Annotated in this window: 14 protein-coding genes; 5 read left to right on the top strand and 9 right to left on the bottom strand. The window is 70.7% G+C overall.

The genetic code is table 11. The features are described from left to right. Positions 1 to 157: 157 nt before the first annotated feature. Both DFJ66_RS41555 and DFJ66_RS41560 read right to left on the bottom strand, forming a co-directional pair. Entirely contained in the window at positions 158 to 1615 is a 1458-nt protein-coding gene (locus tag DFJ66_RS41555) for an RICIN domain-containing protein (protein WP_121230260.1), read from the bottom strand. A gap of 146 nt (positions 1616 to 1761) precedes the next feature. Next, on the bottom strand, positions 1762 to 2244 hold the full coding sequence (locus DFJ66_RS41560) for a MarR family winged helix-turn-helix transcriptional regulator (protein WP_170200055.1): 483 nt from the start codon (positions 2242 to 2244) through the stop codon (positions 1762 to 1764). 51 nt (positions 2245 to 2295) lie between these two features. Between DFJ66_RS41560 and DFJ66_RS41565 the strand changes: the two genes are divergently transcribed. From DFJ66_RS41565 to DFJ66_RS41580, 4 genes are all read left to right on the top strand, one after another. Further along, positions 2296 to 2694 (top strand): nuclear transport factor 2 family protein, encoded by a 399-nt coding sequence (locus DFJ66_RS41565; RefSeq protein ID WP_121230264.1) that lies wholly within the window; start codon positions 2296 to 2298, stop codon positions 2692 to 2694. A 159-nt stretch (positions 2695 to 2853) separates the two neighbouring features. Next, positions 2854 to 4944: a cellulase family glycosylhydrolase gene (locus tag DFJ66_RS41570; RefSeq protein WP_121230266.1), complete on the top strand. Its 2091-nt coding sequence runs from the start codon at positions 2854 to 2856 to the stop codon at positions 4942 to 4944. Positions 4945 to 5094: 150 nt separating this feature from the next. After that, the gene (locus tag DFJ66_RS41575) at positions 5095 to 5538 is read left to right on the top strand and encodes a hypothetical protein (protein WP_121230268.1); all 444 of its coding nucleotides are present in this window, start codon (positions 5095 to 5097) and stop codon (positions 5536 to 5538) included. Between the two features lie 63 nt (positions 5539 to 5601). Continuing rightward, the gene (locus tag DFJ66_RS41580) at positions 5602 to 7062 is read left to right on the top strand and encodes an FAD-binding oxidoreductase (protein ID WP_121230270.1); all 1461 of its coding nucleotides are present in this window, start codon (positions 5602 to 5604) and stop codon (positions 7060 to 7062) included. A gap of 692 nt (positions 7063 to 7754) precedes the next feature. On the opposite strand, the gene DFJ66_RS41585 is transcribed toward DFJ66_RS41580, so the two are convergent. Genes DFJ66_RS41585 through DFJ66_RS41610 form a run of 6 tightly spaced genes read right to left on the bottom strand, consistent with a single transcriptional unit; the run spans position 7755 to position 11849 of the window. Then, positions 7755 to 8195, bottom strand: a complete 441-nt coding sequence (locus DFJ66_RS41585) for a hypothetical protein (protein WP_147459543.1) — start codon at positions 8193 to 8195, stop codon at positions 7755 to 7757. Next, positions 8192 to 8857 (bottom strand): hypothetical protein, encoded by a 666-nt coding sequence (locus DFJ66_RS41590; RefSeq protein ID WP_121230275.1) that lies wholly within the window; start codon positions 8855 to 8857, stop codon positions 8192 to 8194. The genes DFJ66_RS41585 and DFJ66_RS41590 overlap by 4 nt, the downstream gene beginning before the upstream one ends. Then, the gene (locus DFJ66_RS41595) at positions 8854 to 9309 is read right to left on the bottom strand and encodes a hypothetical protein (protein WP_147459544.1); all 456 of its coding nucleotides are present in this window, start codon (positions 9307 to 9309) and stop codon (positions 8854 to 8856) included. Before DFJ66_RS41595 ends, DFJ66_RS41590 begins: the two co-directional genes overlap by 4 nt. Beyond that, on the bottom strand, positions 9306 to 10577 hold the full coding sequence (locus DFJ66_RS43790) for a hypothetical protein (RefSeq protein WP_211351497.1): 1272 nt from the start codon (positions 10575 to 10577) through the stop codon (positions 9306 to 9308). The genes DFJ66_RS41595 and DFJ66_RS43790 overlap by 4 nt, the downstream gene beginning before the upstream one ends. Next, positions 10570 to 11319, bottom strand: a complete 750-nt coding sequence (locus DFJ66_RS41605) for a WXG100-like domain-containing protein (RefSeq protein ID WP_147459545.1) — start codon at positions 11317 to 11319, stop codon at positions 10570 to 10572. The genes DFJ66_RS43790 and DFJ66_RS41605 overlap by 8 nt, the downstream gene beginning before the upstream one ends. 8 nt (positions 11320 to 11327) lie before the next feature. Further along, entirely contained in the window at positions 11328 to 11849 is a 522-nt protein-coding gene (locus DFJ66_RS41610) for a YbaB/EbfC family nucleoid-associated protein (protein WP_121230281.1), read from the bottom strand. Positions 11850 to 12022: 173 nt separating this feature from the next. Here DFJ66_RS41610 and DFJ66_RS41615 point away from each other — a divergent pair, with 173 nt between their 5' ends. Beyond that, positions 12023 to 13033, top strand: a complete 1011-nt coding sequence (locus DFJ66_RS41615; protein ID WP_121230283.1) for an NAD(P)-dependent alcohol dehydrogenase — start codon at positions 12023 to 12025, stop codon at positions 13031 to 13033. 19 nt (positions 13034 to 13052) lie between these two features. Here DFJ66_RS41615 and DFJ66_RS41620 read toward each other — a convergent pair whose 3' ends face one another. Beyond that, a complete protein-coding gene (locus DFJ66_RS41620; RefSeq protein ID WP_246030142.1) occupies positions 13053 to 13922 on the bottom strand; it encodes a helix-turn-helix domain-containing protein in 870 nt (289 codons plus the stop codon). Between the last annotated feature and the right edge of the window lie 6 nt (positions 13923 to 13928).

Below are 13928 nucleotides of genomic sequence, written 5' to 3' on the forward strand. Positions count from 1 at the left end.
ACCGTTGCGGCGCAACGGCATTTCTCGCGAATGCCGATTTGTGCGGAATTCGCTCTTCCGTGGACGGGGGCAACCCGTTCGGCCGCACCGAGGGCGCGGTCGTGCGGGGCCAGGGGAGTGGGTGTCCCCGGCCCCGCACGTCCGAGCGTTCCGGGCGCTACGAGCCGACCGACGTGATCCGCCACTTCTGGTTGTTGCTGCCGCTGTCGCTCCACTGGCCGACGTTCGCGCCGCTGGTCGTGCGGCCCATGCCGTCCAGGTAGAGGCCGGTGGCGCGGTTGCGGATGCGGATGTCGTTGCCGTTGGTGGCGCCGGTCAGGATGGTCCACTGCTGGTTGTTGCTGGTGCTGGACGTCCACTGGCTCGCGTTGGCACCGTTGGAGGTCTGGCCGGCGCCGTCGAGGTAGAGGCCGGTGGCGGCGTTCTTGATGCGCACGTAGTTGCCCGCGTTCTCGATGATCCACTGCTGGTCGGGCGCGCTGCTCGCGGCGCGTTGGCCGGCGGCGGTGCCGTTGGTGGTGGCGCCCATGCCGTCGACGTACAGGCCGGTGGCGACGTTGCGGATCTTGGCCACCGTCGTGCCGCCGTCGCCGACGCCCCACGCGTACTGGAGGCGCAGCAGGCCGGACGCGTTGGTCAGCGACAGCCGGGTGTCCGCGCCGCTGCCGGTCCTGGTGGTCAGGCTGTACCAGTCGCCGTCGCGCAGGCCCGGCCAGTACACGCTGCCCATCCCGAGGCTGCGCAGCTTGCCGCTGACCCCGCGGATGTAGTCGGCCATGTAGGACCCGCTGGGCACGCTGTAGTCGATGCGGTCGAAGTAGACGCCGTTCTTGGTGCCGGGGCTCATCGCGCCGCCCCACTCGGTGGCGATGGTGCGGTCGGCGTAGTTGCCGATGTACCCGCCGATGTGGTTCGCCCACTCGGTTTCGCTCTCGTACCCGGCGAAGAAGGAGTAGTCGTGCACCGCGAGCAGCGTGCCGTTCAACCGGCTGTCGCCGCCCACCGCGGGCACGTTCTGCGCCAGCCCGGCCCCGTCGAGGATGACCCGCCCGCGCGGCACCGAGGAGTACCGGCCCAGCCAGGAGTTGTACATGTTGTTCAGGTCGGTGGTGCTGTACCCGTGCGGCTCGTTGATGACCTCGAAGTAGGCGTTGGGGTTGCTGCCGTACTGCGCGATCACCTTGTCCCACATCTGGTTGAACGCCGTCGTGTTCTGCGGCCGGCCACCGGTGTAGGCCCAGTAGGCGAGGATGACCTTGCCCTTGGTCAGCGCCGCGTCGATCGCGCCCGTGTAGGTGCCCCAGTAGTTGGCCACCGTGGGTTCGTTGATCGGCATGCGGACGGTGTTGGCCCCGGTGATCGAGAACAGCTGCCCGACGACCTGGTTGCCGACGGTGGCGGCCGAGGAGTAGGTGTCGGTGGCGCTGAGCCCGGACAGGTAGAGCACGCCGTTGACGAAGTTGTCCCGGGGGTCGGCCCAGTTGACGCCACGGAACTGGCTCGTGGACGCGTGCGCCGGGCCCGGCACGACCGTGACCAGACCGACGGCCAGCAGGAGCGAAGCCAGTGCGCGCCACCAGGTAAGCGCTTTCCTCTGCCACGAACGACCGTGCATGGTGTCCCCTTACGCCGCGTGGATGCGGTCATCGTGGAGTACCGGCACGAGCGGCGTCAACGCTCGTCCGAAGCGGCCGGGGATCCCTCGGTGGAGCCGTCCTCTTGACACGGTTCGACACCGGCTTCGACCCGTGTTCGACGCGTTCAGCCGGTCGGTGGCAAGACTCGCCGGGCGACCACGCTCTCCGTGCCGCCGGTCAGGTCCAGCAAGCCGATCAACGCCCGCCGCGCCGCGTCCGCCGCGTCCTCGCCCACCGCCGTCGCCAGCCGGGCGTCCAACCGGCGCCGCGCCCGGCGGCTGTCCTCGACCAGGCGGTGCCCGCGCCCGGTCAGCCGCGCCCGCCGCACCCGGCTGTCGGCCGGATCGGGCACCCGCTCGACGTAGCCCAGGCGCTCCAGTTCCAGCAGGTGCTTCGAAGCCGCCTGCTGGGTGACCCCGAGCAGTTCGGCCAGTTCGGACACCGTGGGCGACCCGGTGAGCAGGTGCTGGACGACGTACCCGTGCGAGGTGCGCACGCCGACGTGCCCGGCCTCCCGCAACTCCGCGAGCAGCGCGGTGTTCGCCGCACCGCCCGCCAGTCCGGCGAGGGTCGCGAGGTCGATGTCGGCGGGGTCCAGGGGCTCCACACCGCACACCATGACATTGACAACCAGGGTTGTACAACTATGGTTGTGCTTATGACCCGCGACCCGGTCGCCGTCGCGACCTCCCTCCTCCGCGCCCTGGAAGCCGGGCGGCACGGCGAAGACCTCCGCGCCCACTTCGCCCCGACCGCCACGACCACCGAGCACCCCAACCGCCTCAAACCCGAAGGCGCGCACACCGCCCTGGACGGGATGCTCGCCGCGTCCGCGGTCGGCGCGGGACTGCTGGCCCGCCAGCGCTACGACGTCCACTCGGCCCTTGCCGTGGGTGACACCGCGATCCTGCGCCTGACCTGGACCGGCGTGATCGCCCAGGACACCGGACCGTTCCGGCGCGGCACCGAGCTCGTCGCCCACATCGCGCAGTTCGTCCGGACCGCCGACGGCGTGATCACCTCGATCGAGACCTACGACTGCTACGAACCCTTCTGAGACGGCCGGTTCGAACGCCTTTCGTCGATTTCGATTCGAATTCCGCGTCGAGCAAATCCCGACCCTTGTCGAAGCGCTTCGAATCCTTGCCACCGGCCCGCCGGCACCGGAAACCTCAGGACGAGTTGTCGCACGGATGCGAGGGGCGTCATGGCGGGAATGCGCAGCGGAGCGCGGTCACTGCGTCGGCACTTCGGGTTGCTGGTCGCCGGGGTGACGGCGCTGGCGACGAGCGTCGGACTGGTGGCGGCGGGCGAGGCGGAAGCCGCGCAGGGGTGTCGGGTGGACTACTCGGTCGCCAGCCAGTGGTCGGGTGGGTTCAGCGCCAACGTCAGCGTGACCAACCTCGGTGACCGCGTCGACGGCTGGCGGCTGGTGTGGACGTGGCCCTCCGGCCAGCAGGTCACCCAGGCGTGGAACGCGACGGTCACGTCCTCGGGCAGCCAGGCGACCGCGACCAACGTCGGCTACAACGCCGTGATCGCGACCGGCGCGTCCGTCTCCTTCGGCTTCAACGCCTCCTGGGCGGGCACCAACACGGCACCGTCGTCCTTCGCCCTCAACGGGGTCACCTGCAACGGCGGCACGACGACCACCACGACGACCACCACCACGACCACCACGACCACGACGACCACGACCTCCACGAACCCGGTCCCGGGCAACGCGATGGAGCAGGTGGCCGCGATGCAACCCGGCTGGAACCTGGGCAACTCCCTGGACGCGACCGGGTCCGACGAGACGTCGTGGGGCAACCCGCGCATCACGGAAGCCTTGCTGGACAACGTAAAGGCACAGGGCTTCAAGAGCATCCGCATCCCGGTGACGTGGGGCCAGCACCAGGGCGGCGCGCCGAGCTACACGATCGACTCCGCGTACCTGAACCGGGTCAAGGAGGTCGTCGGCTGGGCGCTGGCGGACGGCTTCTACGTGATGATCAACATCCACCACGACTCGTGGCAGTGGGTCAACGCCCTGCCGTCCGACCGCACGAACGTGCTCGCGCGCTACAACGCGACCTGGACCCAGCTCGCCTCCGCGTTCAAGGACGCCTCGCCGAAGCTGGTCCTGGAGAGCGTCAACGAGCCGCAGTTCGCCGGCGTGGACGACACCCGCGGTGACCAGTTGCTGCACGAGCTGAACACGTCCTTCCGGGACATCGTGCGCCGGTCCGGCGGCAACAACGCGACCCGCCTGCTCGTGCTGCCCAGCCTGCACACCTCCGGCGACCAGGCCCGGCTGGACGCGCTGGCCGCGTCCATGAACGGCTACAACGACCCGAACCTCATCGCGACCATCCACAACTACGGCTACTGGCCGTTCAGCGTGAACATCGCCGGCGGCACCCGCTTCGACGCCACCGCCCAGAAGGACCTCACCGACACCTTCGACCGCGCGTACAACACGTTCATCGCGCGCGGCATCCCGGTGATCCTCGGCGAGTACGGCCTGCTCGGCTTCGACCGGCACACCGGCACCATCGAGCAGGGCGAGAAGCTGAAGTTCTTCGAGTACCTGGGCTACTACGCCCGCACCAAGAAGATCACCACCATGTTGTGGGACAACGGGCAGCACCTGGGTCGCACGTCCTTCCAGTGGAGCGACCCGGAGCTCATCGCCCAGATCAAGTCGAGCTGGACGACCCGTTCCGGCACGGCGTCCTCGGACCAGGTGTTCAGCGCGAAGTCGTCGGCCATCACGGCGAAGAGCCTGACGCTCAACCTCAACGGGACGTCGTTCGTCGGCCTGAGCCAGGGTTCCGCGGAACTGGTGCGCGGCACCGACTACACCGTCTCCGGCGACCAGCTCACCCTCAGCTCGGCCTTGATCACCCGGCTGAGCGGGTCGCGGGCGTACGGCACCAACGCCGTCCTGCACGCCCGGTTCTCGCAAGGCGTGCCGTGGCGGATCAACCTCATCACCTACGACACCCCGGTCCTGTCGAACGCCACCGGCACCACCAGCTCGTTCGCCATCCCGACGAACTTCCGCGGCGACCTGCTGGCCACGATGGAGGCGAAGTACGCCGACGGCGCCAACGCCGGCCCGCAGAACTGGACCTCCTTCAAGGAGTTCGACCGGACCTTCGCCCCGAACTACACCTCCGGCACCACCACGCTCACGTCCGACTTCTTCGCCGAGGTGAACGACAACGCCCGAGTGACGCTCACGTTCCACTACTGGAGTGGCGCGCGGGTCACCTACTACGTGACCAAGTCGGGCAGCTCGGTCACCGGCACGACGAGCTGACCCGATCGGCGTACCGGCCGTTCGCTCGAACGTGTTATCACGCAACAGTTTCGTGGCCGGTCGGGCGCGTTCGCGTCCGATCGGCTCACAGCACACCGTTGCCGCACATGCGAAAGTGAGCGCCCGTATCGTTCGCGAAGGAGCACGCCGATGAAGTCGACGTTCCTGTTACGCCTGGCCGGACTGCTCGGCGCCGCGCTCGTGGCCGGCGCGGTGACCGCGGCCCCCGCCCAGGCCACGCTCGGCCCCGCGCAGCCGATCGACATCCAGCTGCGCGGCTACTCGTCCACCGGCATCGAGACGCAGGTCGGGCGGATGGTCGGCACCATCCGGTTCGACGACGGCAACACGCTCTACCGGATCGACGCGACCATGTACCGGCAGTCCAGCTACGTGGACACCAAGCTGCGCATCGAGGTCAACGGCGCGACGCACCAGAACTTCTACCAGTCCGGCACGATCAGCGCCGACTTCCCGTACCCCGGGGTGGTGCAGAACGTGCGGCTGGTCTTCGAGGGCCTGTACTACGACGGTGCCACCAACCGGGTGAAGACGATCACGCGTAGTGCGTTCTACGACAACCCGTACAACTGACGTTCGCACCGGGGGTGGGCGCGGCGGCGCGGTCGCGCCCCACCGTACGTTTCCAGGAGGCAAGTGTTGGCTCTCTCCCGGCGGAACGCGTTGCGATGGGCCGGTGCCGCCGTAGCAACCGCGGCAACTCTCAGCGGCGGCACCGGTTCGGTGGCCGGCGGCGCGGAGGCCGTCGCCGGTGGCACCGAGGCCGTCGCCGGTCGCCACCCGCGCTGGGCCCGACTCCGTTCCCGGCTGTCCGGCACCTTGCTGCTCCCCGACGACCCGGGCTACGACACCGCCCGCCTCCCGTTCAACTCGCTGTTCGACCACCACCGCCCGGCCGCGATCGCCCGCTGCACCCGACCCGAGGACGTGCAGCACTGCCTGGAGGAGGCCCGTCACTCCGACCTCCCGGTGGCGGCCCGGAGCGGCGGACACAGCTACGCCGCCTACTCCACGCCGCACCAGGGCCTGGTGATCGACCTGGCGCCGATGTCCGGCGTCGAGGTGCGCCCGGACGGTACCGCCGTGGTCGGCGCCGGCGCACGCTTGAGGGACGTCTACACGGCCCTGGCCGCCGCCGGCCGCTGCCTCCCGCTGGGCAACTGCCCGTCCGTGGGCATCGCGGGCTTCACCCTGGGCGGCGGCCTGGGCTGGCTGGACCGCACCTACGGCCTGACGTGCGACTGGCTGCGCTCGGCCCGGGTGGTCACCGTCGACAGCCGCCGCCTCACCACGTCGGCCGACCACGCGCCGGACCTGTTCTGGGCACTGCGCGGCGGCGGTGGCGGCAACTTCGGCGTGGTCACCGGCTTCGAGTTCGCCACCGTGCCCGCTCCGGAAGTCCTGACCGTCTTCCGCGTCCGCTTCCCGGCCGGCTCGGCGGCGGACGTCCTGGGCGCGTGGCAACCGTGGAGCGTCACCGTCCCACCGGAGCTGTCCAGCGTCTGCGTGGTCACGCCCACCGGCGCGGTGGACCTGACCGGCTGCGCGATCGGCCCGGCGGCGTTGTTGGAAGCCGAAATCACCCGCCTGCTCACCGCAGTCGGCATCAACGCCCCGCTGGAACACGGAGAAGTCGACTACCCGACCGCGATCACCATCATGACCGGCGGCCACCCACCCCGCAACGCCTTCCGAGCCTCCTCCCGCATCGCCAAGGGCAGGTGGGAAGACGCCACACCCATCGTGAACACCTTGCGGGACAAGGAAAGCGCGCTGCTCATCGTCGGCGCGCTGGGCGGTGCCATCGACCACCCCAGCCCCACGGACACCGCCTACCCACACCGCGGCGCACCAACGTCGGTGGAGGTCTTCGCGAACGTCGGCACCCTGCCACCCGAGCAGGTGACCCGCGAGGTGGACGACGTCCAGACGACCTTGGCGAACCTGGTCGGCACCGGCACGTACATCAACTACCTGGACCCGTTGCAGGAGGACTGGGCGACGACGGCGTACGAACACAACCTCCCGCGCCTGCGCGCAGTGGCACGACGATACGACCCGGACGGCGTCCTACACTTCCCCCAATCAATCCGCTAGCCACACAGTCCGCCCTTTGCGCGCGAAGCGCGTGCTTTTCGGCGCGCGCAGCGTGCGGTGTCGTGGTCCCAACCACAGGTGGAGGGCCTCGGTTCCCCCGCCGTATGGCCTGCCCGAAGGGCTACCACAGATTTGCCGGGGTGCAGCCGAAAGTTTTTGCGAGGAACGAGCAAAAAGTTTTAGCGGCACCCCGGCAAATCTGTGGTTGGCTCCGCCAGGCCATACGGCGGGGGAACCGACGCCCTTCACCCCCCGCTGGCGGCCTGCCGCGCGGCGAGCGCCGCTTTTCATCTTTCGAGCGCTTCGCGCGTCCCAAGCGCGAAGCGCGTTCGGCTTGAGAGCGAAGCGTTCCGGTTTAAAGCGCTTAAAAGCGAAAAGCGCCTCGCCGGCGGGCAGGCCACCAAAGATGACTCAACTGCAACGGCGGGGGCTTCTTGCTTTTGTCATCTCCGTATGGCCTGGCGGAGCCTACCACATTTTCCAGGGGTTGCCGCTAAAACTTTTGCTCGTTCCTCGCAAAACTTTCGGCTGCAACCCCTGGAAAATGTGGTAGCCCTTCGGGCAGGCCATACGGAGATGACAAAAGCAAGAAGCCCAAGTTGAGTTGTGTCCGCTCCGGCGGACTGCCCACTCGGCAAGGCGGACTGCCGACTCGCCGGCTTCGCCGGAAGGCGCGCTTTGCGCGAAAGGGGTCAGGGGGTGGTCGAGTGCCACCAGCGTTCGAAAAGCAGGTCCGCGTGGTGTTCGTACAGGGTGCCCAGCTCGTGCACGTCGACCGTCTTGGCCCACGTCCCCTGGTCCACCTGCACGAAGCCGAGTTCCGCTGCCTCCGACTTGTCGTCGCCCAGGTAGTACAGGCCGACGTCGCCGTTGGGGGCGATGCCCACCACCTGGCAGTCGCGGCCCTGGTAGGTGGTGCGCGTGGTGACGTCGGTGAGTCGTTCGCACCGGTCCACGGGCACCCTCGCCACCCACAGGCCGCGCGTCTCGTCCCTGGTGAACAGGGTCGGGTTCGGGTTCTCCGCGTCCCTGGACACCACCACGACCTGGTCGCCGCTGGGGTAGTCGTTGCACACGTGCTCGACGCCGTCGATCGTGGCGAAGATGCCCGACCTCGGTCGCGTGTAGGTCATCGCACCGGCTCCCATCCGAAGACCTCGCCCTGGTACACCGCGACCTCCACGCGCTCGCCGTTCGCGCGGTGCTCCACGATCCGGGACCCGCCGGGCACGCGGTCGTAGCGGCGCCACCACTCCGGCACGCCCAGTTGGGGGTCGGCCGTGATGCCGGTGCCGCTGTACGGCCACGGGTTGATCTGCTTGCGGTAGGTGTTGGGGTTCACGCCCGCGGCCGCGGCGGCGTCGGCCATCGCGTAGGCGGCCTCGCGGACCGGGTCGGAGGTCCAGCCCAGGTCCGGCAGCGACGGGGCACCGAACGGCACGACGAACTTGTTCGGGTGCACCGCCGGGAACTCCATCACGTGCAGCGCCGGCAGGTCCGGGCGGAACGGCGAGCCGGGGTAGTCCAGGCGCAACGCCCGCATGAACTCCACCGGCGTGCGCAGCTCGGCCACGTCCTGCGCCCGCACGACCGTGCCGCCGACCACCCGGTGGTCGAACGGTGCCTGCCGGCCCCACACGCCCTGCGAGACCTCGCCGGCGAGGTAGGACCGCAGTGCGCCCGGCGGCAGGGCCTTGACCATGAGGGTGCCGGGTTCGAGCGTGACCATGACGTGCACCCGCGCGGTCAGCTCGCGTTGGCGCGGGTCGAGGGCACCGGACCCGGGGACCGTCACGACCCCTCCTTCGGGAACGTCCGCTCGCGCCAGTCCTCGAACAGCTGGTCCCGCTGCTCTTCGTGGTAGTCGTGCAGCTCGCTCGCGGGCACGGTCTTGAGGAACTCGTACTTGTTGTGCTGCACGAACCCGCCGGGGCCGCCGGCCCACGAACCGTTCCAGTCGCGGTACTCGATCTCCACCGTGCCGTCGTCGAAGAACCGCACGACCTCGCACCGGTAGCCCTGGTAGGTGCAGAACGTGTTCACGCTGAACACCCGCTCGCACTCGGCGACCGGGATTTCGGCGACCCAGCCCTTGTAGTACGGCCGCCACTCGAACCGCGACGGATCGGGGTTCTCCTCGGCGGACACGACGATGTGGACCGTGTCCCTGCCGGGGGTGTACGCGGCCTTGTAGTCGCGCCCGTTCAGCCGGACGTGGTAGCCGGTCCTGAAGCCGGGGTAGCTCATGGCGCCGGAACCCACCCATGACCGTCGCGGAACACGTGCGTGACCTTCCTGTTGCCGTGCTTGTCGTACTCCACCATCTGGGAGCCGTGCGGGATGTCCATGCGGTCTTTCATCTCGCGTTCGGGCACGCCGTGCGGGTCCGCGGTCACGCCGACACCGGTGTACGGCCAGTCGTAGTTGGAGCGGTGGTAGCTGCCCGGGTTCAGCCCGACCGTCCGCGCTGCGTCGTGCATCCGGTCCGACGCGTGGCGCACCGATGGGTCGTTGCTCAGCGCGCCGTGGTCCGCGGCGACGGGGGCGCCGAGCGGCGTGCTGTACCGCCCGGGATCGGTCGCCGGGAACTCCATGACGTGCACCCGGTCCATGCCCGGATGGTAGGGGGTGCCGGCGTAGTCCAGCCGGTTGCCCTGGATCAGCGCCGCCGGCGTGTTCAGGTGTGCGGCGTCCTGCTGCCGGGCGACGAAGCCGCCCACCTGGGAGTAGGTGCCGTCGAGGTACTTGTCCCGGTCGGCGGGCGGGATGACCTTCTGCATCGGGGTGTCGTTGTCGATGGTGACGTGCGACTGGGCCCGCGCGAACAGCTCCCGCTCGTGCTGCGTCAGCCGTCCGGACCCCGGCACACCGCGATCGGTGGGCTCCTGGGACAGCTTGTGCATCGCGTTGTCGAGCTCTTGGCGTTCCTTGGGCGTGAAGTGCTTGTCCCACTCGTCCCGCCACGACGGCCCCAGCCCGCGCCCGCCACCACCGCCGCCACCACCGGACCCGCCACCACCACCGCCGGGCGGGGACGGGGGCAGGTGGACGGGACCGCCGCCCGGAACCGGCCCACCACCCGGCCCACCGGACCCGCCACCGGCCACGGTGGGCGCCGCGTGCGCCTTGGCCCCACCGCCACCCCGGGCGCTCGCCGTGGACGTCGTGCCGCCGCGCACGCCCGCCACGGACGTCCCGTCGTGCAGGCCGCTGAACTTGCGGTGGTACTGGTGGTCGACCTCCTGGATCGTGCGGGCGGTGTGCTTGAGGTTCTGGCCGGACCGCTCCGCGACCCGACCGCCCTCGGCGATCACCTTCCCGCCGATCTCCGTGGCCCGCCCGAAGAACTGGGTCAGGGTCGCGCCGATGCCGGTGCGGTCGCGGGACGCGCTCTGCGTCAGCCGCTCGCCCGCCGCCGCGAGCTTGTCGCCGCCCGCGTGGAGCTTCTTGCCGAGGTCCTCCAGCGTGCCGCCGGACTTGGTCAGGTGGGCCGGGTCGACGTGGATGTCAGTCACCGGTCGGCACCCCCTGCCCGGACGCGAGCGATCCCGCGCTCGCCAACGGGTTGTCCACGACGTTGCGGGCCATGCCCCGCACCTGCTGCTCCGACTCCCGCACGCCCTGCTGGAACGCGCCGCCGCCCGCGTCGGCGACCTTGCCCAGGTCGATGCCGTCGTCCGTGCCGAGCGCGTTGCCCAGCAACTGGCCAGCCAGCTCCATGCCCGCGGCCTCGAGCGCCGCGAACACCGGTCCGGTGACCGCGCTGAGCAACTGCTGCTCGACCGACTGCACGGCCTGCTCCAGCAGCTGTTTGACGATCGTCCGGGTGATGCCGATCTGCGCCGCCGCCACGGCCTCGGACGCGCCGAAGGTGAACGGCGCCGCCGCCTGGTCCGCGATCAGCTCGGCGGCCAGCACCACCAGCTGCACGATGGCCGCGAGCTTGAGCCCGACCACGACCAGCGCCGCCACGTCCAGGCCGGTGCCCAGCAGGTCGAACCCCTGGGCGAGCTGGTCGAGGTGCCCGTCGGCGAGCTTGTTCCACAGCGCCTCGAACCGCTTGAGCGAGTCCAGCGAGTTGACGCCCAGCATGTCCGCGATGTCGGACTTGGCGTCCCCGGTGTGCCCGCGCATCTCCTCGGCCAGCGACCGCAGGTCGTCGGCGATGGAGCGCAGCTCGTCCTCGTCGATGTTCGGCCACTCCACGCCGAGCAGGTCGAGCACCCAGGCGACCTCGCCCGGCAACGTGATCCCCATCGCCACCCCTACCAGGTGTCTTCGCGCATGACCGGGCCGGCGTCGTCGTCATCGTCCCGACGCGCGGGCGGCGCCGGACGGGGCGGCACGGCCGGTTCGCCCGGGTCCGCCGCCGTGCGCGGCACCGGCGGGACGACCAGGTCGGCCAACCCGGGCACGTTGCCGCGCGCCGCCGCCAACACCTCCGCGCCGGCCGCGGTGACGGGGCTCAGTTCGGCGGTCATCGCCGCGCGCGCCCGTGCGGCGGCCTCCTGGATGGTCGCCACCGTGGCCGCGGCCAGCCGGTCCGGAGTGGACGCGAGCGCGGCGGGCGTGAACGTGATCGCGGTGACCACGCCGGTCGCGTCGACCGTCACGGTGACCCCGCCGTCCCGCGACCTGGCCTGGGCGGTGACCCCCAACGCCCGGCCCTGCGCCTCCTTGACGGCCGCCAACTGCTGCCGCAGCCCGGCCACCGCCTGGTCGGCCTGCACTCGCAGCTCCGCGACACGGGCCTCCCGCTGCTCGGGAGTCAGCCCGGGTTCGGTCATCGACACACCCCGTTCACGGGTCCGGACGGATGGTGATCAGGAGGCTAGCGAAGCAACCGGCCCGTGTTCGTGTTTTCGGCGCGAACGCGGCGCGGCACGTCCGTTCCCTTAGGGCTTGTCCCTGATGTCCGGACCGCGGTCGCCGCCCTACTGTCGGCGTCAAGGAGGCCCCCATGAAGGCGATCGTCCAAGACCGGTACGGCCCGTCCGACCTCTTACGGCTGGAGGACGTGGACAAGCCCACCCCCGCCGACGACGAGGTGTTGGTGCGGGTGCACGCCGCTTCGGTCAACGCGGCGGACTGGCACATCATGCGCGGCGACCCGCGTTTGGCGCGGCTGGTGATGCCGGTGGCGTTCGGGTGGTCCGGGCCCAAGCGGAAGATCCGCGGGCGGGACTTCGCGGGCCGGGTCGAGGCGGTGGGCGCGCGGGTGACGCGGTTCCGGCCCGGGGACGAGGTGTTCGGGGACCTGGGTTTCGCCGATGGGGCGTTCGCCGAGTACGTGTGCGCCCCGGAGGGCGTTGTGGCGCGCAAGCCGGCGGGTCTGACGTTCGAGCAGGCGGCGGCGATTCCGTTGGCGGGCAACACCGCCTTGATGGGTGTCCGGGACCTGGGGCGGGTCCGGTCGGGGCAGCGGGTGTTGGTCAACGGTGCTTCGGGTGGGGTGGGGACGTTCGCCGTGCAGATCGCCAAGTCCCTCGGCGCGGAGGTGACCGCGGTGTGCAGCACGCGCAATGCGGACCTGGTCCGGTCGATCGGCGCGGACCACGTCGTCGACTACACCAAGGAGGACTTCGCCGCGCGCGGGGAGCGCTACGACGTCGTGTTCGACCTGGTGGGCAACCGTTCCCTGACCGACCTCCGGCGGGTGCTGGCGCCGGCGGGGACGGTGGTGCTGTCCGGTGGTGGCGTGTCCGAGGGCGGCAGCCTGGTCGGCCCGATGGGCTTGACGATCAAGGCCCTGCTGGTGTCCCGGTTCGTCCGCCAGCGGTTCGTCGTGCTGAACACCGTCACGAGCCGCGAGAACCTGGAGACCCTCGCGGGCCTGGCCGAGTCCGGCGCGGTGGTCCCGGTGGTCGACCGGACCTACTCGCTGCCCGAGGCCGCGGCGGCGATCAGGTACCTGGAACTGGAGCACGCGCGGGCCAAGGTCGTCGTCACGGTCGACCAGCCGCGGCCGTGACCGGGCTGCGCCGCCGGACCTACCACGTCCACCCGATGCCGTACTGCCCCGGTTCCGGGTCCAGCGCCACGAACTGGCACGTCCCGGTGGCGCGGTCGAGTTCCGCGCCCGACCGCCGCACGGCCGGGAGCCCGTGGCGGGGGCGGAAGAACGCGTGGCAGGTCGTCGGCAGGCGGGTGGGGGAGAAGACCACGCGGAGACCGACCTCCCGGCCCGGTCGGCACAGGGCCAGCTGCGCGTGCCGGCTCGTCCGGTCCGGCGGCAGGCGCAGGCCGAACTCCACGTACGCCAACTGGCCCGCCGCGAGCGGCCGGTCGAGCAGGAACTCGAACGCGCGGGTCGCGGACGGCACGTCGGCGCGGAACCGGTGCGGGCGGCAGCCCTGCGCGTGGGTGACGGCCGGCGGGTGGGCGAGGCTGCCGCCGCGGGCCACGAACAGGAACCGGGTCGTGTCGTCGCGGTCGGCGCGCACCAAGCGCCGCACCCGCATCGTCTCCTGACCCTCGGGGGCGTCCACGCGGTAGGTCAGGTGCTGGGACAGCCGGTGCGGGCTGTGCAGGTCCTCGGGCGTGGCGTCGAGCTTGGCCAGCGCACGTGCCACCGTCTCCGGCCGGCGCATCACCAGTTCGTGCGGGACGGCGGCCGGCGGATCCGCGCGACGCCGGGGTCCGAGCAGACCGGTCAGCGCGCCCGGCGGCTGGTCGAGCACGACTTCCAGGGCGGCCACGACCTCCGCCGACCGCGGCCGGGTGGCGCCGTTCTGCCAGTAGCTCAACGCGCTCGTGCTCACCGGCGTGCCGGCCGCCCGCAACCGCCGGCTGATCGCGTCGAGCGTGAGACCGCTGCGCTCGACGGCGGCGCGCAACGCCGGCCCGAACCCGCCGTCCACCGCGCG

The organism is Saccharothrix variisporea (assembly GCF_003634995.1).
Classification (GTDB): domain Bacteria; phylum Actinomycetota; class Actinomycetes; order Mycobacteriales; family Pseudonocardiaceae; genus Actinosynnema; species Actinosynnema variisporeum.